A 21,784-nucleotide genomic window follows, 5' to 3' on the forward strand; every position below is an offset into this window, starting at 1 on the left:
GCATGCTTCCTTTTAATGTTTCATCTGTTTGGGAAATGTCAATTTGCAACGCAAACCGCCCAATGGAGAATGATCAAAACTCAATTCTCCGCCCAATGCTCTAGCTATTTTTACGGATAACGCCAATCCTAATCCTGTACCACCGGTTGCACGCGTGCGCGAATCATCCACGCGATAGAAACGCTCACCTAAACGTGCCAACTGTTCATCAGTTAAACCAAATGGGCTGTCATCGACATACACGGTCCACTGGGTTTCATCCTGCTCAGTATGTACATGCACTTCACCACCAGCTTCCGTATAACGAATACTGTTGCCCAATAAGTTGACCATAATCTGTTTAAAACGGTCTATATCTAATTGTAATGAAGTCCCTTCGCCCGTTGCGGTAATTTTCAAATCTGCTTGCTCAAACTTCGGCTTAAAGCTTTCAACTTCTTGCATCACTACATCCCACGGATTGAGCGTGGTCAAATAACAATTCAGTTGTTGTGCATCGGCTTGCGCCAAATCCGCCAAATCTTTGGTCAATTTTTTCAAACTACTCACTTGATTGAGCATTGAGGCAAAATGCTCTGGCGTTGGCTTACGAATACCGTCCTGCATCGCCTCAATTTGAGCCTGTAACACGGCCAATGGCGTTTTCAATTCATGTGAAGTATCAGCCACCCATTGACGACGTGACGTTTCATGCTGATCGAGAATCACAGCCAACTGATTCAATTCATTCGATAAATCACCAAGCTCATCATTACGGTTCACCGCGACTTGATGTTGATAATTGCCCTTGGTTAACTCACGTGTTCCCATTAACAAACGCTGAATCGGTTTTTTAAAGTATGTTGCCAATAACAATGCTGCAATCAAACTTGCAATAAACGTAAGCACATAAACCAATAATAAATAACGTTTTTGCTTACTAAAGAAGTTAATACTGATTGCATCATCTTGCTCGAGGACAGGTTTGAGTCCTAGATACCCCACGATTTGATTATTCACCATAATCGGACGATAAGAAATCTGTTCATCTGTCGGTTCACCCACGACAAATTGGCGCTGTGCATCATATAAAGATAAACGCGAACTCAAGCCCAAGCGGTCAGGCATTTGGATAAACTGTTTTTTACCACCATTATTGGTGTTGTTTTGAGAGGATTGACCCGCATCTTTATCTTTTTCATCCGCGTTTGCTTCTTTGGGGCGGAACACATTTTGATTCGCACTTAAAGGAAATTTTAAACCTTCAAAGGGTTGGAACTCAGATGGTAAGTTTTGTTCCAGCCATTTCAGCTCTTCAATTTTTTGCTCTGCCGTATGCTGTGGTGTTGCCAGCATCGATGCTGCATTTAAACTATGATCTTGGAAATAGCGCTGCTGCAATGCAATGTCATATTGACGACGTAGCCACCACCGAGAGAGACGATCATAGTCATCTGGCGCTGCCTGCCCTTCAATTTGCAGAATCTGTGCCTGAATCGCATTGCCCCAATCATGATAGACCGTATACACATCGGCTAAATTTTCAATGACATGGTCAAGCTTTTGCATCTCGACATCGGCCACATATTTGGTGAAATTACGCTGCATATTCCAATGCAAAACGCCAAGACTTACCGTTGTGATGACGAGCGTCGTCAACAGCACAGTCAGAAACAAGCGTAGGGCAATCGGGATACGACGTATTTTCAAAAGAGAACTCTCATTTTTCTTCTATATTCATTATTGTAGCGAACACGCAACTAAAAAACTCTCCATTGTTTCTACATCTTTATTATTTAATCTTTAACCATCGGAAAAATATCTAATCTGGTGGGGTAAAGACTATGAAACAAATGACCAAAATGGCTTTAATCGGTGCAAGCGTACTGAGCATGGGTGCATTAACTGCCTGTCAATCGACAACCGCACCAAAAGATAACGATCATGGCCGTATAATGAAACAACATCATGGTGATCACGATCGTCGTATGTCACCTGAGCAACGTGAACATTTTAAACAAATGCGTGCCGAGCAACGTCAAGTGTTTGCTGATATGCAAAAAGCCTGCGATGGTAAGGCTACAGGTTCAACAGTTCAAGTAAAAGCTGGCGATAAAAATATTGATGGTACATGTACCATGGTGTTCAAAGCAGACCGTCAAGACATGAAAAAAGCACGTGGTGAACACAAACCAATGCGCGGTGAACATCATCCAATGCGTGGCGACATGCGTGGTCAGATGCAACGCGGTGAGCCACTGACTGATGCAAAACGTGCAGAACTGACTAAACAATTTGATCAACGTTTAGCAGAACGCCAAACGAAGCAACAAGCGATTATGAAAGCATGCCAAGGTAAGACTGATGGTAGCGCGGTTGCCATTAAAGTTGGCGAACAGCAAATCAATGGTAAATGTGAAGTTCGCTTCCAACCTAAAGCTCCTGTTGCCCCGACGCCAGCCCCAGTGAAATAATCCAAACTTAGATCGCAATATCATTGCGTAAAAAAAGGCACTCCCAGGAGTGCCTTTTTTATTGGACATATCTTTTTACGCTTTTTGACTATTTGTGTCATTCATTTTCAGCCAAAAGTGTTTACACTCAATGCACTTAGCATTTTCAAGGGATATTTCTTTGACTTTACAGTCACCAACAAATCGCCCTGAAATGCTTGTACCCAATAAGAAGATGTTGCACGATTAGAACCATTCCAATACGTGTCATTGAAGACACGTTCAAATGTTTATTTAGGATTACTAACGCTGGTAGAAACCAGTATTGAGGAAAACGATATGCCACAATACAAAGCGCCCTTACGTGATATGCAATTTGTTCTGCATGAACTTTTAAAAGCAGAAGATCACTATGCACAACTGCCTGCATTTTCAGACACCGTAAGCCGTGAGTTGGTTGACCAATATCTAGAAGCTGCTGCTGACTTCTGTGAAAATGAACTTTCTCCTCTTAACCAAGTCGGCGACCGTGAAGGTTGTACTTGGAATGATGGCGTTGTAACAACACCAACTGGTTTTAAAGAAGCGTATCAAAAATATATCGAACTCGGTTTCCCGTCTTTATCTGCTGAAGAACAGTATGGCGGTCAAGGTCTACCTGTTTCACTAGGTAACATCATTTCAGAAATGGTGGGTACCTCGAACTGGGCTTGGGGTATGTATCCTGGTCTATCTCATGGTGCTGTCCGTACATTAGAACATCACGGTTCTCAAGAGCAAAAAGACACTTACCTTCCTAAACTTGTTTCAGGTGAATGGACTGGTACGATGTGCTTAACAGAATCTCATGCAGGTTCTGACTTAGGTATTATCCGCTCTAAAGCTGAACCACAAGCAGACGGTAGCTATGCAATTTCTGGCGAGAAAATCTTTATCTCTGCTGGTGAACACGACATGGCTGAAAACATCATCCATATCGTACTTGCTCGTCTTCCAGGTGCACCAAAAGGCACGAAAGGTATTTCATTATTCATCGTACCTAAATTCAATGTAAATGCTGATGGCTCAATTGGTGAGCGCAATGCGGTACGTTGTGGTTCGATTGAACACAAAATGGGTATCCATGGTAACGCGACTTGTGTCATCAACTTTGATAACGCAAAAGGCTTCTTGATTGGCCCTGAAAACCGCGGTCTAAACTGCATGTTCACATTCATGAACACTGCACGTATCGGTACTGCTGTACAAGGTCTTTCAGCTTCTGAAGGCGCTTTCCAAGGTGCACTTGCTTACGCAAAAGACCGTTTGGCAATGCGTTCACTTTCAGGCCCTAAAGCACCTGAAAAAGAAGCAGATCCAATTATCGTTCACCCTGCAGTACGCAACATGCTGCTTACGCAAAAATCATTTGCTGAAGCTGGTCGTGCTCTGGTTTACTTATTGTCTTTCCATGCCGATATCGTGGAACAAGGTGCAACGGAAGAAGAACGTAAGTTCTCTGACAACATTTTGTCTCTACTAACTCCAATTGCTAAAGCATTCTTGACTGAAACAGGTTCTGAATCTGCAAAACACGGTGTTCAAGTATTTGGTGGCCACGGCTTCATTTCTGAACATGGTATGGAACAAATTGTACGTGATACACGTATTTCATGCTTGTACGAAGGTACGACTGAAATTCAAGCAATTGACTTGTTAGGCCGTAAAGTATTGGGTACTCAAGGTTCAATGTTGAAAGACTTCACCAAGATCATCCATAAATTTGTTGAAGCTAACAAAGACAACGCTGCCATGAAAGAATTTGTTGAGCCGCTTGCTGCGCTAAACAAAGAATGGGGCGACTTAACCATGCAGATTGGTATGAAAGCAATGCAAAACCCTGAAGAAGTAGGTGCTGCTGCAGTCGATTACCTCTACTTCTCTGGTTATGTAACGCTTGCTTATTTATGGGCTCGCATGGCCTTAGTTGCACAAGAAACTTTAGCTGCAGGAACAACAGATGTTGATTTCTACAATGCAAAAGTAACGACTGCTCGCTTCTACTTCAAGAAAATCTTACCGCGCGTTCGCTCTCATGTAGAAGTGATCGCAGGTGGCCTAGATCCTCTTATGGCATTGGATGCAGAACACTTTGCATTCTAATGTGAATATCTAAAACATATTCAAAAAATTGTACTCTTGAGTGCAGAAATAGAGAAAGGACGGTCATAGCATTGGCAGTCCTTTTTCTTTATAAATAGTCTCATAATTTTACTTTGGTCAATTTTCTCCACGCTTTATGTCGATACAAATTGCCCCAAGTCCACAGATTCAAACAATAAACAGGTGAACGAACATGCCAATTTATAATGCGCCGCTTGCAGATATGAAATTCATCTTAAATGATGTTTTTAAAGCAGAACAATTCTGGCAAAACAACGAAAATCTTGCTCACCTTGATGCTGCTACTGCAGAAGCCATTCTTGAAGAAATGGCAAAATTTGCGCAAAACGTCACTCATCCTTTAAACCGCACAGGTGATGAAGAAGGCGCAACCTATAGCAATGGCAATGTCACGACTCCTGCTGGTTTCAAAGAAGCATTTAAACAATATGCAGAAGGCGGTTGGATTGGTCTAGGCGCAGATGAAGAATGGGGCGGTCAAGGCATGCCAAAAATGCTGACTGTTCTGTCTGACGAAATGCTGTTTGCAACCAACCCATCATTCATGCTCTACCCGCTTCTTTCTGTAGGTGCAGGCATGGCATTAAACAGCTATGCATCACAAGAGCAAAAAGAAACTTATTTACCAAAAATGTATACAGGCGAATGGTCAGGCACCATGTGCTTAACTGAACCGCATGCAGGTACAGATTTAGGTATTATCAAAACTAAAGCCGAACGTAATGAAGACGGTACTTATAACATTACAGGTACGAAGATTTTCATCACTGGCGGTGACCACGACCTTTCTGAAAATATCATCCACTTAGTTTTAGCGAAAACGCCTGATGCGCCTGCGGGCTCACGCGGAATTTCACTATTCATCGTACCTAAATTCTTGGTGAATGCAGATGGTTCATTGGGAGAGCGTAATGCTGTAGGCCCTGGTTCTATTGAACATAAAATGGGGATCAAAGCGTCTGCAACATGTGTAATGAACTTTGATGGCGCGAAAGGCTACCTGGTTGGTAAAGAAAATGAAGGCCTTGCAGCGATGTTCGTCATGATGAATTACGAACGTCTGTCTATGGGTATTCAAGGCCTAGGTGCTTCTGAATTTGCTTATCAAAATGCAGCGCAATATGCGACTGATCGTTTACAAGGCCGTAGCGCTTCTGGCGTTCAATCGCCTGCAAAACCTGCAGACAGCATCTTAGTTCATGGTGATGTACGTCGTATGTTGCTGAACGCACGTGCCAACAATGAAGCGTCTCGTGCATTTGCGGTTTATGTTGGTCAACAACTGGACATTACCAAGTTCTCTACTGACCCAGAAGCAGTCAAAGCAGCCAATAACCGTGTTGCGCTGTTAACACCTATTGCGAAAGCGTATTTAACAGATACAGCTTTCCAAGCAACACTCGATGCTCAAATGGTCTTCGGTGGTCATGGCTTTATTCGTGAATGGGGTATGGAACAATGTATCCGTGACCTGCGTATTGCACAGATTTACGAAGGGACCAACGGTGTTCAGTCTCAAGACTTAATTGGTCGTAAAACCATTAAGTGCAATGGTGAATTCATTGCTGAATATATTCAAGAAATCCGTGATTTTGCCAATAACTTAGATGCCAGCTTGAACTACATCAAAGATGCCACTTTAGATGCAGCAGCTGAAGTTGAAGCGGTGACTCAATATGTACTTGAAGCTGCTCGTGAAAACATTGAGTTCCCGAACTCAGCAGCAGTTGATTACCTACATGCTGTAGGCCTACTCAGCTTTGCCTATATGTTTGCCCGCATTGCAGATGCAGCAAAAGACAAAGATGGCGAGTTCTACCAAAACAAACTTGCACTGACTCTTTACTTCACGCAGCGTATTTTACCTGAATTGGCATTACGCATTGCTAAAGTAAAAGCAGGTTCTGAAGTGATCATGAACTTCTCTGAAGATTACTTTACCAACCAAGCTTAATTAAATACACAAAATCAAAAATGCCCGATTTATCGGGCATTTTTTTATTCATTGTAGTGATAATATTTCCTGACTGACCTAGCCATTTCAGAATTCGCATTTTCCAAAGCTTTTGCCACATTCATCGCATCTACAGCACTTCGGTTTTGACTGACTTTAAATTTCCCGATCATCGACTGGATATCGACTTCAATCGCCACAATTTTTTTCAGTTGTTCCGCAATAAAATCATGAGGCGCATCGCTCATTTTCCACGGCATGGGTTGGCTCGCTTCATGTTGTCGAGTCAACCGAGCCAGAACCCCTCGTAAATATTTTTCATCGTCAACTTTACGAATTGTGCCTTTGACATGTACCACGCGATAGTTCCATGTCGGCACAACGCGATGATGTTCCTGCTTGCCGTCATACCAATTTGGCGAAATATAAGCATCTTCAGCCTGAAAAATCACATAGGCTTGTGCTGACTGATTTAGCAATTCAAACATTGGATTGGCCTTGGCAATATGACCGCGCAATATGCCCAATTCGCCTGACTCAGCGTCATATTCTAGTGGTAAATGATTCACTTCCAACTCACCATTGGGTGCAGTCAGTATTACTGTCCCCAAAGCATACTTACGCATAAGATCAATCAGATCAGGCAGTTCATCATGTTTAAAATGCGTTGGTTGATACATCGTCGCTTCATTCTTCTAGGACAAAATTTAAGCTCAAACTTAACATTAAAACCTTTATTAAACCTAAAAAATATTTTTGTCATATGCGCTTCATGTGCATGAAATTTGCTTGGTATTTAATGACTAGTTCATCATTGAATATTCACGCAATTTACACAGGAGGAATATATATGACACACCGTGATCCCAAAGTAGAAAAAGTTGAAGCCCTCCTTGACCGTTTTGGCAATCTTGCAGTGGAAGGTTTCCACTACATCGCTTTATTTGTGATTGGCTGTATGATCCTTTGGTCTGCAGGCCATACTATTTTTGAAATTATTACCATCAAACAGTTCGCCACAATTGATGATATTTTGCTGTTATTTATCTATCTTGAACTGGGGGCCATGGTCGGAATTTACTTCAAGACCAACCATATGCCTGTACGCTTTTTAATTTATATTGCCATTACTGCCCTAACCCGCTTGCTCATTGCGGATATTCAACATGACCATAAAGCAGATATGGGCTTGGTCATTACCACAGGTTCGATCCTCATTCTTGCTGTGGCCATTTTGATTGTGCGCTATGCCTCTTGGACTTACCCTTCGGTTATTCGAGATAAGCATTCCGAGAAGCCACTGCCTGAAGGAAAAACCCCTCGCCCACAAGATGATGAATTGGCTTAAACACTAAATCGTTCCCTCTCCTTTTAGGAGAAGAGTAGCACTGCTACGCAAGGGAGAGGTTATAAATCTTATCTATTAGGCACCAGCACATAGCGACCATTTTCAAAGATCCAATACATGCCACTTGGAGGTGCCGGTAAACCGATCCGTTTCCAATCACTGATAAAAGTATAGGTCGAACTGGAAATACTGGCACTGGCAGGATCGCCATTGACCCAACTATAGCTTTGCGAATTTTGAGTAATCGTGGTCGGTGCATTGTATTGTATGCTAATGCCACTCTGTGGATACTGCGGATAAGGTCGATTTGGATATTGCGGATAAACCGGCGGACGACTTGGATAATGAGGATAATGTTGAGGATAATTCGGCGCATGCTGCGGATAGCCAGGCCGATTCATCGACGGTGGACGGTGTTGTGGTTTTGATGTATCTACACCTTGGTAATTTGCCCATTTGTTATCCGCAAAAGTACTGGCTGAAGCACTGATCAGCATCACACCTGCAATCGCATAGAATAATGTGGTTTTCACTTAAGCTCTCCTCGACGGTTTATACGCTCAGTATAAATTCCATTGTAGGAGAAAAAATGGATAAAAATCCATCAAATGCAATAATTTGTTAAATCATCCACGTGATTCGGATCAGCAGATGATGCACTCGATTTTCGACGGAATATGCTAAGATGCCTTTTATTTCGTAGTGGATCAACGCTGTGTCTGAATTAAGTTTTGACCGACTTCATCAATTTTTTTCTAAAGTTCCAAGTATTCAAGAACAACTCATTGACTCGTACGGAACCGATGGTAAAACTGCTTGGTGGTTTAAATTTCAAATCAATGTCGACCATCCTTTGGCATGGCAAACTGTTCAAGAGTTGGGTCACGTTTTAAATTATATTTCTAAGAATGAACGTTTACCGACACAGTTTTTACCTGTTTCTCCACCACCATATATGAATGGTGAAGCCAAACAATTTTTATCATGGGTGATTCAATGTAACCATGCCGATTTTCCACCAGATGTTATCTGTGACTGGTTAGAAGCACGGTTACCGCAACCGGTAGATGATGCCGATAAATGGAAAATCAAAACTGATTTGCATGAATTGGATCAAATGACAGATAAGGATTTAGACCAAATCGTTCCGCCAAATCCGGAACCGAGGAATTAAAACTGATTAAATCCCTCCTAACCTCCCTTTAAAAAAGGGAGGAAAGTCCCTCTTTTCAAAAGAGGGATTTAGGGAGATTAAGACAATTCTAAAAAGTAGATAATCCGCTCCATTCCATAAAGCGATACAACACATATTTCAACTTAGATTCATCGGCATACGTATCGTAATCCACACTCATCTGCTTACCATCACGGTTTGACCAAGCCGTATTAAAATACTGATTTGCCTCTTTAAAGACTTGAGCGTCTTTCAAACCGATCACTCTTAAATCCGTTTCTAAATTATAATTTTTCAGGTTACGCGCTGTGAAATTGGCAGAACCTAAAATCATATCTGCCTGATAGGCTGTTCGTTTTAAAATCATCTTGCTATGGCACTGCTCACCTTGGGTATTACACCAACGCACATCAATACCAGCATCATGCAATTCAGAAGCAACAGGACGGTTTGGAATACCATTTTTGGTACGACCAAAAGCATCTTTATTCGGATCGAGTAATACCCGCACTTTCACGCCACGTTCATGTGCAGCAATGAGTGCTTTGATAATTTTACGTTCTGACAAGTAGAACATCGCGATATCAATTTCAGTTCCAGCTTTCTTCGCGCTATCAATTAAGTCGAGTGTGGCATCATAAATGGTTTTTTCAGTCAGCACTTGAACCTGTGGCTGAGTTTTCGCGGCTTCAACATCTTTAATCACTACAAATGGAATATTGGCTTTAGACATCATGCCTACGGCTTGCTCGGTCTTTAACAGATCAATCGCGGTCATGCCTTTGACGGTTAAGGCCACATTAGAATGTCGTGAGCTACCATCATGCGGATTCATAGAGGTGACCAAACCTTTCCAACCTTCAACGGTATCTACCACCAAGGTTTTACGATGATTGGCTTTAAAGTTGAAAAGATCCATATAACTGCGGATCGTCACCTTTTCGGTTCCCAATGGGTTCGGTAACCAGCCTTGTTCAGGATTATTGCCAATATCTTGACAGCAGATATACCAAAAGCCTGACCATGCAGGATTGGAAGCACGAAGCGGTACCAAATTGGTTTCCATCAACTCAATGCCCCCTTGTCGTAATTGACGATAATGCTCGGGTTGAATGCCGCCATAGACCGAATTGACAGGGTCAGTAATCACAAAAATTTCCACTTGAGGAGATAGTCGACGCTTCAAAATCAGCGCATCGGTCAACTCCTGTGTTAATTGTTCATGTTTTAATTGAGAGTCACCAACTTGCGGATTAAAGAGAAACATATCCAACACAATGGTCGACTGTGCTTCTTCGATCATTTTCAGCATTTCTTTAAAAATGCGATGTTCCTGTTGCTGCTTTCCTTGCGCATCGATATAGGTTTCATCCACTAAAAAGTTCACTTCAGCATGGCGAAGTTTTCCCGTGTAGTTCAACCCTTCTGGGAGTAGCTTTAGCGTATGATAGGTTGCCGATGCCAAATAACCTAAAACCAATAAACCAATGACCACGCCCACATAGCGACGACGTGACCAATTGAGCTTGTGATGTATTCGTTGAATGATGCGCATAAGAAAAAACCTAGTCTAATGCGCTCAGACTAGGTTTTATTCATTGATTTTTCAAGAGGATTTCTGTGACTTTACCTAGACTTACTTAGAGAAGTCTGTGTAAATTCAATTAGAAACCAAATTCAAGACCAACCGTAAAATTACGACCAACTTGAGGAATATTGGCAAGGAATGACGTGTGAGAGTAAACATCTTCATCCAATAAATTATTGGCTTTGAAATAGACTCGATAATCATTTTGATCTTTCAATTGACCACTATAGGCCACACCCAAATTCACCATGTTGTAGCCATCTGTTTCACGCTCAAATGCAGTGATTTTGTCTTGTTTGAATACATGTGAATATTCTGCAAGACCTGACCAACCATCGGCAAAGTCAACATCGACCTTGGTTCCTAAGCGCCCTGCAGGCACACGTGGCGCATTTTCACCATCAATTTTGCCGCGTACATAATCACCAAAGACACTGAGTTTATACATATCATTAATGGCATAACCCACTTGCGCTTCAGTACCATAGAATTTAGCTTTATCTTGCGTGTAATCAACTAGGCGGAAGTTTTCAAAATTATCTTTGGTTGCCGCATAAATGTAGTTGTCATACCAATTGTGATACACATGTACATGGTAGTCCAATTGGTCTTTTTCGTAATGGAAACCCAGTTCTAGATTATTGGATTTTTCCACATCCAGATTTTCATTTCCGCGTTCATAGGTATTAGTTGCAAAGTGTTTGCCATTGGCATACAGCTCTTGCGCCAAAGGCAAACGTTCTTGATGTGATGCCACAAAGGATAGTTTATAGTCTGGTGCAAATTCCCAGTTGACTGCACCTGAATACGAAATTGCATAATCGCTAAAGTCTTTTTGTGTCGAATCAATATCAATTTTTTGCTGATCGGCACGTAAACCCAGTTCCACGTGGAAATCACCAAACTGTTTATGCTCTAAACCAAATATACTCCACTTCTCTGTGGTACTCGGATTCATCAAGGATTCTTCGCCTGAAATATTCAGCTTTTGGCGGTTATATTGAGTGCCAATAACCCCTTCCCAATCGGCAATTGGGTTATGTACCAACTCTAAGCGTGCATCATAACCTTTACTTTTAAAGGTGGTTAATACTTCACTTTCTTCTAACTCATCATGCTTATAGTCGGTATAACTCGCATGTGCACGAAGCTTTTGAAAGCCTACAAATGGTTCAGACAATTCCGTACGTAAATCATAACGCTCAGATTTTAAGTCACCCCAAGGCCCACCGTGCTCTTCTTCATCGTGGTCATGCGTATGACCACCTGCACCATGTGCGTCACAGTCCAACGCATCACCATGCGGATGGCAGTTTTCATATTCATGACTATGCCCAGGCAAACCATACTGATCTTCACGATTACTATAAGACAGCCCGACAAAACCGCGATCATGAATCCATGATCCGCCAATATTTACGGTTTGGCCTTCGGCAAAAGTGTTATCAACACGGCGTTCTTTTACAAACTCAGTGTGGGTTTCATGCTGACCATTGCCCAAATCATGTTCATGGCTGTGCTCATGTACATAATCTGGCGCGATATAATTATTGGCTTTACGTTTTGAGCCTTCTACACGAATCGCAAATTGATCACCTAAAGCAGCCGTCACACCGGCACTCGCCAATTTTTCATCACTGCCTGAGTTATAACGAACCCCAACTTGCCCTTCATAACCTTTATCAGGAATAGAGGTAGGAATCTTTTGATCCGTCACGTTGACCAAACCGCCGACTGTTCCTGCAGCATATAACAGTGTTGATGGTCCACGGATCACTTCAATTTGTTTGGCCAAAATCGGATCTACCGTCACTGCATGGTCAGGGGATAAAGTTGAAACATCTGCTGTTTCAGATGCATGCTCCAACACTTTGACACGTGGCCCATCTTGACCACGCAGCACAGGACGACTTGAACCTGCACCAAACTGATTTGAATATACACCGGGCTGTCCGGCTAACGCATCACCAATTGTGACGCCACCTTGTGCAAGGGCTTTATGTTGAATGACATTATCGGCAACAGCAAAATCTGCCGCACTTTGGTTTAAGGGATGGACCTGAACATTAATGGCTTCGAGCTTTTGTACCTGTTGTTCTGGGTCATCGGCATAAAGGTTGGGTGCAATCACTGCAAAAATCGAAACAGTTATTAAATTCTTATGAAAAGACATGTTGAAGAGACTCAAATCAGGATATTTTTGAATAATGTTATAATATAACATTTCATTCGTTTTGCAATAAAAAACATTCTAATCTGCCCAAATCATATACACTCACCGATACTACATTGTATTTATTCATATATTTATTTTAGTTCAATGCCTTTTACCATATCCCATGCTGTACTCGCACCGCCTATTTCCAAGTTAAGCGGAAACCGCCTGCCTATTGCAGCACTCGCAATTGGTAGCATGGTGCCGGATTTATTCCGTTTATTTACTAATGCTGACTACAATGGATCCCATCAATGGTCGGGGTTAATTTTTCCAAACTTAATCCTAGGTTTGCTGTTTTGTGTGCTGTGGTATGTGCTCTATCGCCCGATGTTATTTGCTTTTTTTGGTTTAAATAAGCCGCTGAATCTACAGAGTCTTAATCAATGTTGTGGGTTTATCCTCAGCCTTATCCTCGCACTCATCGTTGGAACATCGACGCATATTGTTTGGGATGGCTTGACCCATGTTGACTTTCGTACCTTTGCTTTTAAGGATCTGTTAAGTCTGCCGATTCAATTTTTTGGTCATTCATATCCCCTACATCGCGTGTTGCAAATTGGATTATCTGGCTTGGCACTCCCCGTTTTGGCATGGATGATTTATCGTCATCATCTTCACTATCGAAGTACTGCAAACGTCCCCACATCCATCAAAGTCTATGTATATGGTTTAGCGGCCCTGTCTTTAGCTGCGGGCATCGCAAGTTATTTTTATTTTGCTGACAGTATTTATTCAGATGCATTTGTGCATGACTTGTATGCCTATGTCGGCAAAGCCATTAATTATTTTTTCCGTGCATTTTTAGCCACGTTTAGCTTCGGTAGTCTGATATTTCTGATCTTAAACAAGAGCACCAATATTTTTTCAACGTCATCGGCTTAAGCCCATCATTGACCGAAAATTTGCTGTAAATTTGGCAGTTTTAGCAATAAGTCCTTGTGACAAAACAGCCAAAAAGAGGCATAATCCCCTATTCGAATAAAAGCGGTGCGCTGTTTACGCATTCGCTGACCTTAACCCATATAGTTGGATTTCTAACGCTATGATGCGAACTCATTACTGCGGCTCACTTACTGAAGCCCAAATCGACCAAACCGTTACATTATGCGGTTGGGTTCACCGTCGCCGTGACCACGGTGGTGTAATCTTCCTTGACATGCGCGACCGTGATGGCCTTGTTCAAGTAGTGATTGACCCTGATACTCCTGAAGCTTTCGCGACTGCTGATAAATCACGTTCAGAATTCGTATTAAAAATTACAGGCCGTGTGCGTCGTCGTTACGAAGGTACTGAAAACGCGAATATCGTGAGTGGTCAAATCGAAGTTTTAGGCAAAGAAATTGAAGTTCTTGCTGCGTCTGAAACTCCTCCATTCCCATTGAATGACGAAAATACCAATATTTCTGAAGAAGTACGTTTGAAATATCGTTTCCTCGATATTCGTCGTCCAGAAATGTTAGATCGTTTACGTTTCCGTTCTAAATTAACCAACCTGATTCGTAACTACTTCGAAGAAAATGGTTTCCTAGACGTTGAAACACCGATTTTGACTCGTGCTACTCCTGAAGGTGCGCGTGACTATTTAGTACCAAGTCGTGTTTCTAACGGTAGCTTCTACGCGCTTCCACAATCTCCGCAATTGTTCAAACAGTTGTTGATGGTTGGCGGTATTGATCGTTACTACCAAATTGCTAAATGTTTCCGTGATGAAGACTTACGTGCTGACCGTCAGCCTGAATTCACACAAATCGACGTTGAAACATCGTTCATGAGTGACGATGACATTATGGATTTAATGGAACGTTTAACGGTGAAGATGTTCAAAGAACTTCTAAACGTTGAATTCGACAAATTCCCTCGCATGACTTATGCAGACGCAATGCGTGACTATGCATCTGACAAACCAGATATGCGTATTCCTTTGAAATTGGTTGACGTTGCAGACATGATGCAAGACGTTGAGTTCAAAGTATTCGCAGGTCCTGCTAAAGATCCTAAAGGCCGTATTGTTGCGCTTCGCGTACCCGGTGCTGGCGCGCTTCCACGTAGCCAAATCGACGAATATACTAAATTCGTTGGCATTTATGGCGCGAAAGGTTTGGCTTACATCAAAGTCAACGAGCTTGAAAAAGGTATTGAAGGTCTTCAATCTCCAATCGTTAAATTTATCGAGCCTATCGTACTTGATCTATTGAAACGTGTTGGTGCTGAAAATGGCGACATCGTATTCTTTGGTGCGGACAAAGCAAAAATCGTAAATGATGCGATGGGTGCTTTACGTATTAAAGTCGGTCACGACATGAAACTTGCAACTTGCGAGTGGGCGCCACTTTGGGTTGTTGACTTCCCAATGTTCGAAGAAACTGATGACGGTAAATGGACGTCTGTTCACCACCCATTCACGCTGCCAAAATCAAGCGTTGAAGAAGTGAAGAACAACCCAGGTGCTGCACTTTCTGTTGCTTACGATATGGTATTGAACGGTACTGAAATCGGTGGTGGTTCACTTCGTATCTTCAACCTTGAAATGCAAAAAGCGATCTTTGAAGCGCTTGGTATTTCTGAAGAAGAAGCAGAAGAGAAATTCAGCTTCTTGCTTAACGCGTTGAAATTCGGTGCGCCTCCTCACGGTGGTTTGGCATTCGGTCTTGACCGTTTAGTGATGTTGATGACTGGTGCATCTTCTATCCGTGACGTGATTGCATTCCCGAAAACTAAGACTGCGGAATGTCCTTTAACTCAAGCGCCTGCGCCAGTTGAAGCAAACCAATTGCGTGACCTTGGTATCCGTTTACGTGAAAAACCAAAAGCTGAAGAATCTAAATAATCTTACATTTTAAGATTTAGATTTTAAGGTTTAAAAAACCCTGCGCTAAGCAGGGTTTTTTATTTCGACCAACAAAAGGTCGTTGAAAACCTACAAAACATAAATTAAAGATTTGATTTACTTTGCTAATATCAAAACGCTTCAACTACGTTATGATGTTGCACCATATCCTTTGAGCAATGGACAGCTCAATTTTCCACTTCCAATTATTTTGTTTTTAGATTCAGATCTTTTTGTACTTTTTCACTGAATAAGTCCGGTCTCTTGGCAAAATTTATTTTATTCCATGCTGTAAATTTTGAGACCTTGTGATCCATGTACTTTATATTCAAAATCATCGCGCTATTGCCACTTTGGCTGTTACAAAACTTGGCTTTGATGATCGCGTTTATTCTTAATCTATTTAATTCATCAATCAAACGTATCACTAGCATCAATATTCAACTGGCCTACCCAGACTTGTCCGAGACAGCGCAGAGACAGCTCATCAATCAAAGTATCCGCAGCCAATGCCTGACCTATATTGAATTTATTAAATGTTGGGGGATGCCGCCAAGTTATAGCCTGAGCTTATTGAAAAACATTTATGGTGAAAATATCCTCACGGAAGCACTTGCGAATAAAAAAGGTGTGATCGTTGTGATTCCGCATTTTGGCTGCTGGGAATTACTCAATGCATGGCTGAACCTGTATACAGAACCGATGATTATGTATAAACCGAATAAAAATAAAGGGATCAATCGTTATCTGTTAGAAGCACGAGAAAAGTTTAACGCAACACTCGTTCCTACAGATGAAACAGGGATCCGTGCCATTTTTAAACATTTGAAACAAGGTGGCCTAACAGTCATTTTACCAGACCATTTACCTAAGCCTTCTGGTGGCATTTATTCCCATTTTTTTGGGCAAAATACCCTAACTGTGACTTTGGTGTCGAAACTCGCTGCAAAAACACAATGTAATGTGATTGGTTTGAGCTGTATCCGCAACGATGATCTATCTAGTTTTGATTTACATTGCACAAATCTCTCAGATGACATTTTGTCTAGAGATTTACAGCTCTCTGTAGATACACTCAATATTGCGATGCAAGATATAATCAATCAAGCACCTGAACAATATATCTGGTCTTATAAGCGCTTTAGACATTGTTTAGGGAACATCAACGTCTATCGTCAATAAAATTATTGGCACTACCGTCAAAACCTTACATCTCATTGTTGAGCAAGATTGCATAGATTCACCTTATTCAATTGAGATCGATTATCGACAGTGGCATAATAGCCTCAATTTCCACTTTAAGTGATTCTCCTATGGCTATGCGTCCTGAAGTCCGTCGTCGTGCAATCGTGTTGATTGTTTTTTCTGTCGTACAATGGTTGTTCATGCGCTACATTTTAGCCAATGAATTATTCAACTTAACCACCTATAACCGAATCGTTTTATTCTGTGTCAGCAGCCTTGCAGGTGCATTATTAATCTTTGTCGGTTTGATTTATATGGTGTTGAAAGGTAATGCGGATAAAAACTAATAAATAAAAGTAAGCACATGATATGAAAAAAATTTTATTTATAGTAGATGATTTAGGTAAAGGTGGTGCTGAAAAAATCACTCTAGAACTTGCTCATACTCTAGCAAAAAGCAAAAACTTAGTAACTCTTGCTGTTTTAAACTCTAGTAAAAACACACTAATAGTCGACCCATCCATCGAATATATTGATCTAAATATTGATTCAAAGTTTGCATTTGGCAAGCTTTGGAAGTTTAAAGAGCTTACAAAAAAAGAACAGCAGATTTTTTCATCATTAATAAATAAAAGAAATTTTGATTTAATAATTATTGGTTTTCATAATGGATATTATCTAGGTAAATACTTAACCCAAAAAGAAAATATTTGGTATTGGATTCACGGAGATCTTTTAGAGATTAGAAATTTTAATAATCCTTTGAAACGAATTAAAGAACATATTCGTTTTTTTAAAAATAAACGCAAATTTTCAAAACTTTTTAAAGGTAAAAACCTAATTACAGTAAACCGTGATTTAGAAGAAAAAGCTAAAATACATGCTCAGCCAAATAAAACGACCACCATTGCAAATGGTATAGAATTACCCAAAGACCTTATAAATCGCTCTAAATCTACTATAAAGAACTGGGATGTAATTTTTGTTGGTCGTTTAGTTCCAATTAAGCAAGTTGATCATGCAATTAAAGCATTCGCAATGAGTAATATTTGTGGGAAAATGGCGATTGTAGGAGATGGTTCTGAACGTAAAAAACTTGAAGAGTTAAGTAAAGAGTTAGGTATTGCTGATAGAGTTGATTTCTTAGGATGGGTTGATGATCCACGAGAACTTATGCTTCAAAGTAAATGCCTAGTAATGTCATCTTTATACGAAGGCAGCCCTGTTACTCTAGCAGAGGCTATTGCTCTTGGTATTCCTGTTATTAGTTATGACTCTTCAGCTGGTATTACAGATTTATTTACTCTTGATACTGCAAAATTTGGATTAGTTCCTAAACAAAATATTAGAGCTCTTAGTTCTGCATTAGAAAAATGTGTGCAAAATCCTTATAAATATAACCAAGAATGTATAGATAAAGTGTGTATGGACAATATGCAGAAAAAAATTCTTCAATTATGTGATTAAAAATTTTATTTGCTTTTCATCAAGTATACTGACTTTGGCAAAAGGGTTAGAATAAAATATTTTAATTGTCTGATGGTGTAATATCTTATAGATAGAGATTTTTTAACCAACTCACAATATAAGTCATAATCACTTCCAGTTTGATGAAATTGGCGGGCATATTGCAGCGTATACTTAGAATAAGTTTTTCTTAATTGTTCAAGTTTATATAAATCATTTTCTTCCACCAATTTCTTATCATATACTCTCATTATACCCATAGGTAAAATTGGGTTAATCTTTTTTCCAATAGTACTAATTCCAACATCTACACGGTATGCCCCCAACTCTTCATCTAAATGATAAATTAATCCTTTTTTGGCCTGCTCAATATGTATTTCAATATCTAATGCTTGAGGGTGCAATTCATCAAAATAATCAAACATAAAATCATTTCGGAACATTTTTGATGAATGTGCAAAAAAAGGTAAATTTAGATATAAATAATTTAAATCGAATTTACCCTTTTGATGGGTCCATTCTCGTACCTTATTTCCTTCAGCATCAATATATCGCATATCATGAGTACAGATGACGCAATCTGGATTGGATTCCATGACATCAAATTGCCGTTGCAATTTAACCGGAAGAGCCAAGTCATCCCCATCGAGATGATAAATGTATTTACCTTTCGCTTTTCTATACACCGCCTTAAGATTTTCTAAAGGACCAATATTTTTCTCATGAAAAACTGGAACTATAATATCGGGATATTTTAGTAAAAAATCTTCTATTATTTTTCTAGTTGAATCAGTAGAGCAATCATCTCCAATAATAACTTCATACTGAAAATTTGTATTTTGATTCAGAATACTTTGTAAAGTCTGCTCTACAAATCTTTCTTGATTATAGGTAACAATACAGACTGAAACCAATATATTCATACTAAATAGATCCCTCATTTTTTAGTTTTATTTCTAACTCAAGTAAATCTCTTTTTCTCTCTTTAATTCGTTTTACAGGAGTCCCGATATAAATACCAAACTCTGAACAATTTTTATTTACTAAACTTAATGCACCAACAGCAACACCTGTTTCTAAAGTCACACCAGGCAAAATCACACTTCCAGATCCAACAATTACATGCTTTCCAATTATTACATCTGAACTCGTCACATTTGTGTATTGACTAGGCACCATAGGATTCGTCATAAACTGACCACTATAATCATCATTACTACTATAGACCGAAACCCGAGATGAAAGTCCTGCAAAATCTTGAACTGAAATTTTCCCAGCCCCAATGAGACTCACACCAATCGCAAGATGGACATACTCACCAATTTCTATACCACCATTCCCGGCAGATAGTACTGAAAAATCATCTATACGAGTATTGCTACCAATACTAATATTTTTACAATTATAATAAGAGGCCTTATCTGAAAGTAAGCAATTTTCACCTACGTGATGAAAGCCCATGGCTTTAATTTGCTCTTCTGTTAAAAAAGCCATCTTAATTGTCCTTAATTAAATCAATAATTTTCTGTACTGAATCTAGGCTAAGATTTGGATATAGCGGCAAGCAAAGCACTCCCTCTGATAAGCGTTTCGCTTCAGGAGTGTCTGATTGATATTCCTTATAAATAGCCAAATCAGTCATTATCGGATAAAAATATTTTCTTGCAAAAATCCCATTAAGCTTTAGTTTTTCAAACAATTCATCACGTCTAAGCGGATACGGCTTAGAAATAACGATTGGAAAATAAGAGTAATTATCTTTTTCTAAACTTGGACGTTTAATACAGTAAATCCCTGATATACCTGCAAGTCCATTACGATACATTTCATCTATTTTTTTTCGTGCTAATAATGTGCTATCAATAGATTTTAATTGTAGTAAACCTAGTGCAGCATGTACTTCACTCAATTTACCATTTAAAGAAATATCATCTATTATACTTTCATTCACAATACCAAAATTCTTTAAACGGTCAATGCGTTGTTTCATTTCAACACTGTGACAAACAATAGCCCCCCCCTCAAAAGTATTAAATACTTTTGTAGCATGAAAGCTCATTACACTTAAATCTCCATAATTTAATAGGCTCTGTCCTTGATATCTCACTCCAAAAGCATGTGCTGCATCATAGATTAATTTTAAATTATGCTTAGTAGCAATATTTTGTAGCGCTTCCACATCACAAGGGATGCCATAACAATGTACAGGTAAAATCGCGACTGTCTTATCAGTTATGGCTTGCTCAACTTTTACTGGGTCAATATTAGATGTTTGCGGATCAATATCAACAAAGACTGGAGTGAGTTTATTCCAAACTATCGAGTGAGCCGTAGCAACAAAAGTATATGGCGTCGTAATCACTTCACCTTGCTCAAGCCCTAGCGCCTGTAGTGCTGTTACTAACGCAATTGTTCCATTATTAAATAATGAAATATAATCAACGCCCAAATACTCACAAAGCTCTTTTTCCAACTGCTGATGTAATGGTCCACAGTTGGTTAAAATTTTATTTTTCCAAATTTGTTCTAAATAAGGAATAAATTCTGCAAGCTCAGGTAAAACAGGTTGAGTGACATAAATTGACTCTTGACTCATATCTCATTCACCAAAGAAATTAGATATTGCCCATAATCATTTTTACTCATGCTTTGACCAATTTCTAAAACTTGTTCTTTGCTCAGCCAACCATTATTCAAGGCAATTTCTTCCAAACACGCCACTTTATAACCCTGACGTTTTTCAATGGTTTCTACAAACTGTGCTGCCTCCAGTAAACTTGAATGTGTACCTGTATCTAACCATGCAAAACCACGTCCGAGCAATTCCACATTTAGATCACCGCGCTCTAAATACATCTGATTAACTGTGGTAATTTCTAATTCTCCACGTTCAGAAGGCTTCACTTGTTTCGCAATTTGAATCACATCATTGTCATAAAAATATAGACCTGTGACCGCAAAGTGGGATTTAGGTTGTTTAGGTTTTTCTTCTAAAGAAATTGCTCGTTTCTGCTCATCAAATTCAACCACACCAAAACGCTCAGGGTCTTTCACCTGATAGCCAAATACCGTTGCACCTTTTTGACGTGCAACGGCTTGACGTAGCATTGGGGTAAAACCTTGACCATAAAAAATGTTGTCGCCAAGCACTAAACAAACATTACTATTTCCAATAAAGCTTTCACCAATAATAAAGGCTTGTGCTAAACCATCTGGACTAGGTTGGACTGCATATTCAAGCTGAATGCCAAATTGAACACCATCACCCAATAAACGCTTAAAACTATCAATATCTTCAGGGGTACTAGGGTCTGTTGACATTTGTTGATTAAAAAAATAGCGAGATAGTAAAATTAAATCGCCAAACCCAATTTTACACTCGCTATGCCTCGAACAATGCTAAATGATCAACACTGGTCCAAGTTACT

General features: G+C 40.0%; 18 protein-coding genes and 1 pseudogene. 10 read left to right on the top strand and 9 right to left on the bottom strand.

Annotated elements, in window-relative coordinates:
- Positions 1 to 12 precede the first annotated feature (12 nt).
- On the bottom strand, positions 13 to 1,689 hold the full coding sequence (gene baeS, locus FTU06_RS13835; RefSeq protein WP_180147220.1) for a sensor histidine kinase efflux regulator BaeS: 1,677 nt from the start codon (positions 1,687 to 1,689) through the stop codon (positions 13 to 15).
- A gap of 134 nt (positions 1,690 to 1,823) precedes the next feature.
- On the opposite strand from baeS, the gene FTU06_RS13840 reads away from it, so the two are divergent.
- From FTU06_RS13840 to FTU06_RS13850, 3 genes are all read left to right on the top strand, one after another.
- A complete protein-coding gene (locus FTU06_RS13840) occupies positions 1,824 to 2,453 on the top strand; it encodes a hypothetical protein (RefSeq protein ID WP_180073927.1) in 630 nt (209 codons plus the stop codon).
- 318 nt (positions 2,454 to 2,771) lie between these two features.
- Positions 2,772 to 4,574 (top strand): acyl-CoA dehydrogenase C-terminal domain-containing protein, encoded by a 1,803-nt coding sequence (locus FTU06_RS13845; protein ID WP_180026735.1) that lies wholly within the window; start codon positions 2,772 to 2,774, stop codon positions 4,572 to 4,574.
- Between the two features lie 193 nt (positions 4,575 to 4,767).
- Positions 4,768 to 6,549 (top strand): acyl-CoA dehydrogenase C-terminal domain-containing protein, encoded by a 1,782-nt coding sequence (locus FTU06_RS13850; RefSeq protein ID WP_180026736.1) that lies wholly within the window; start codon positions 4,768 to 4,770, stop codon positions 6,547 to 6,549.
- Between the two features lie 44 nt (positions 6,550 to 6,593).
- Here FTU06_RS13850 and FTU06_RS13855 read toward each other — a convergent pair whose 3' ends face one another.
- The gene (locus FTU06_RS13855) at positions 6,594 to 7,229 is read right to left on the bottom strand and encodes an FMN-binding negative transcriptional regulator (RefSeq protein ID WP_180147223.1); all 636 of its coding nucleotides are present in this window, start codon (positions 7,227 to 7,229) and stop codon (positions 6,594 to 6,596) included.
- A 170-nt stretch (positions 7,230 to 7,399) separates the two neighbouring features.
- Between FTU06_RS13855 and FTU06_RS13860 the strand changes: the two genes are divergently transcribed.
- The gene (locus FTU06_RS13860; RefSeq protein ID WP_180080786.1) at positions 7,400 to 7,897 is read left to right on the top strand and encodes a phosphate-starvation-inducible protein PsiE; all 498 of its coding nucleotides are present in this window, start codon (positions 7,400 to 7,402) and stop codon (positions 7,895 to 7,897) included.
- 68 nt (positions 7,898 to 7,965) lie between these two features.
- On the opposite strand, the gene FTU06_RS13865 is transcribed toward FTU06_RS13860, so the two are convergent.
- Positions 7,966 to 8,430 carry an RcnB family protein gene (locus FTU06_RS13865; RefSeq protein ID WP_373684708.1) on the bottom strand — a complete coding sequence of 155 codons (465 nt, stop codon included), beginning with the start codon at positions 8,428 to 8,430 and terminating at the stop codon, positions 7,966 to 7,968.
- Positions 8,431 to 8,612: 182 nt separating this feature from the next.
- Here FTU06_RS13865 and FTU06_RS13870 point away from each other — a divergent pair, with 182 nt between their 5' ends.
- The gene (locus tag FTU06_RS13870) at positions 8,613 to 9,071 is read left to right on the top strand and encodes a hypothetical protein (RefSeq protein WP_180147226.1); all 459 of its coding nucleotides are present in this window, start codon (positions 8,613 to 8,615) and stop codon (positions 9,069 to 9,071) included.
- A gap of 88 nt (positions 9,072 to 9,159) precedes the next feature.
- Here FTU06_RS13870 and FTU06_RS13875 read toward each other — a convergent pair whose 3' ends face one another.
- Positions 9,160 to 10,626 carry a phospholipase D family protein gene (locus FTU06_RS13875; RefSeq protein WP_180147229.1) on the bottom strand — a complete coding sequence of 489 codons (1,467 nt, stop codon included), beginning with the start codon at positions 10,624 to 10,626 and terminating at the stop codon, positions 9,160 to 9,162.
- 109 nt (positions 10,627 to 10,735) lie between these two features.
- Complete coding sequence (znuD, locus tag FTU06_RS13880) at positions 10,736 to 12,832, bottom strand: zinc piracy TonB-dependent receptor ZnuD (protein WP_180147231.1); 2,097 nt, start codon at positions 12,830 to 12,832, stop codon at positions 10,736 to 10,738.
- A 147-nt stretch (positions 12,833 to 12,979) separates the two neighbouring features.
- On the opposite strand from znuD, the gene FTU06_RS13885 reads away from it, so the two are divergent.
- The 5 genes from FTU06_RS13885 (at position 12,980) to FTU06_RS13905 (ending at position 18,356) form a co-directional block, all read left to right on the top strand.
- Entirely contained in the window at positions 12,980 to 13,759 is a 780-nt protein-coding gene (locus FTU06_RS13885) for a DUF4184 family protein (protein WP_180147233.1), read from the top strand.
- 160 nt (positions 13,760 to 13,919) lie between these two features.
- Complete coding sequence (gene aspS / locus FTU06_RS13890) at positions 13,920 to 15,704, top strand: aspartate--tRNA ligase (RefSeq protein WP_180147235.1); 1,785 nt, start codon at positions 13,920 to 13,922, stop codon at positions 15,702 to 15,704.
- Between the two features lie 315 nt (positions 15,705 to 16,019).
- Positions 16,020 to 16,886, top strand: a complete 867-nt coding sequence (locus tag FTU06_RS13895) for a lysophospholipid acyltransferase family protein (protein WP_180147237.1) — start codon at positions 16,020 to 16,022, stop codon at positions 16,884 to 16,886.
- Between the two features lie 131 nt (positions 16,887 to 17,017).
- Positions 17,018 to 17,236, top strand: coding sequence for a hypothetical protein (locus tag FTU06_RS13900; protein WP_180004580.1), 219 nt, complete (start codon positions 17,018 to 17,020; stop codon positions 17,234 to 17,236).
- Positions 17,237 to 17,258: 22 nt separating this feature from the next.
- Positions 17,259 to 18,356, top strand: a complete 1,098-nt coding sequence (locus FTU06_RS13905; protein WP_180147240.1) for a glycosyltransferase — start codon at positions 17,259 to 17,261, stop codon at positions 18,354 to 18,356.
- Positions 18,357 to 18,361: 5 nt separating this feature from the next.
- On the opposite strand, the gene FTU06_RS13910 is transcribed toward FTU06_RS13905, so the two are convergent.
- The 4 genes and pseudogenes from FTU06_RS13910 to rfbA all read right to left on the bottom strand — a co-directional run.
- Positions 18,362 to 19,279 (bottom strand): glycosyltransferase, encoded by a 918-nt coding sequence (locus FTU06_RS13910; RefSeq protein ID WP_131261831.1) that lies wholly within the window; start codon positions 19,277 to 19,279, stop codon positions 18,362 to 18,364.
- Between the two features lies 1 nt (position 19,280).
- Entirely contained in the window at positions 19,281 to 19,850 is a 570-nt protein-coding gene (locus tag FTU06_RS13915) for an acyltransferase (protein WP_180116397.1), read from the bottom strand.
- A 1-nt stretch (position 19,851) separates the two neighbouring features.
- The gene (locus FTU06_RS13920; RefSeq protein WP_180147242.1) at positions 19,852 to 20,952 is read right to left on the bottom strand and encodes a DegT/DnrJ/EryC1/StrS aminotransferase family protein; all 1,101 of its coding nucleotides are present in this window, start codon (positions 20,950 to 20,952) and stop codon (positions 19,852 to 19,854) included.
- Positions 20,949 to 21,662, bottom strand: a pseudogene (rfbA, locus tag FTU06_RS13925) (glucose-1-phosphate thymidylyltransferase RfbA); the annotation flags it as partial. The pseudogene rfbA and the gene FTU06_RS13920, both read right to left, overlap by 4 nt.
- Positions 21,663 to 21,784 lie beyond the last annotated feature (122 nt).

The sequence above is a fragment of the Acinetobacter sp. YH12052 genome, from assembly GCF_013419835.1.
GTDB classification, from domain to species: domain Bacteria; phylum Pseudomonadota; class Gammaproteobacteria; order Pseudomonadales; family Moraxellaceae; genus Acinetobacter; species Acinetobacter amyesii.

Bases quoted from the DNA above. Each gene is read 5' to 3' on its own strand.
- FTU06_RS13915 (WP_180116397.1), bottom strand. From the start codon at position 19,850: ATGGCTTTTTTAACAGAAGAGCAAATTAAAGCCATGGGCTTTCATCAC.
- FTU06_RS13850 (WP_180026736.1), top strand. From the start codon at position 4,768: ATGCCAATTTATAATGCGCCGCTTGCAGATATGAAATTCATCTTAAAT.
- FTU06_RS13860 (WP_180080786.1), top strand. From the start codon at position 7,400: ATGACACACCGTGATCCCAAAGTAGAAAAAGTTGAAGCCCTCCTTGAC.
- FTU06_RS13910 (WP_131261831.1), bottom strand. From the start codon at position 19,279: ATGAATATATTGGTTTCAGTCTGTATTGTTACCTATAATCAAGAAAGA.
- FTU06_RS13885 (WP_180147233.1), top strand. From the start codon at position 12,980: ATGCCTTTTACCATATCCCATGCTGTACTCGCACCGCCTATTTCCAAG.
- znuD (WP_180147231.1), bottom strand. From the start codon at position 12,832: ATGTCTTTTCATAAGAATTTAATAACTGTTTCGATTTTTGCAGTGATT.
- FTU06_RS13845 (WP_180026735.1), top strand. From the start codon at position 2,772: ATGCCACAATACAAAGCGCCCTTACGTGATATGCAATTTGTTCTGCAT.
- FTU06_RS13875 (WP_180147229.1), bottom strand. From the start codon at position 10,626: ATGCGCATCATTCAACGAATACATCACAAGCTCAATTGGTCACGTCGT.
- aspS (WP_180147235.1), top strand. From the start codon at position 13,920: ATGATGCGAACTCATTACTGCGGCTCACTTACTGAAGCCCAAATCGAC.
- FTU06_RS13900 (WP_180004580.1), top strand. From the start codon at position 17,018: ATGGCTATGCGTCCTGAAGTCCGTCGTCGTGCAATCGTGTTGATTGTT.
- FTU06_RS13920 (WP_180147242.1), bottom strand. From the start codon at position 20,952: ATGAGTCAAGAGTCAATTTATGTCACTCAACCTGTTTTACCTGAGCTT.
- FTU06_RS13840 (WP_180073927.1), top strand. From the start codon at position 1,824: ATGAAACAAATGACCAAAATGGCTTTAATCGGTGCAAGCGTACTGAGC.
- FTU06_RS13895 (WP_180147237.1), top strand. From the start codon at position 16,020: ATGTACTTTATATTCAAAATCATCGCGCTATTGCCACTTTGGCTGTTA.
- FTU06_RS13905 (WP_180147240.1), top strand. From the start codon at position 17,259: ATGAAAAAAATTTTATTTATAGTAGATGATTTAGGTAAAGGTGGTGCT.
- FTU06_RS13855 (WP_180147223.1), bottom strand. From the start codon at position 7,229: ATGTATCAACCAACGCATTTTAAACATGATGAACTGCCTGATCTGATT.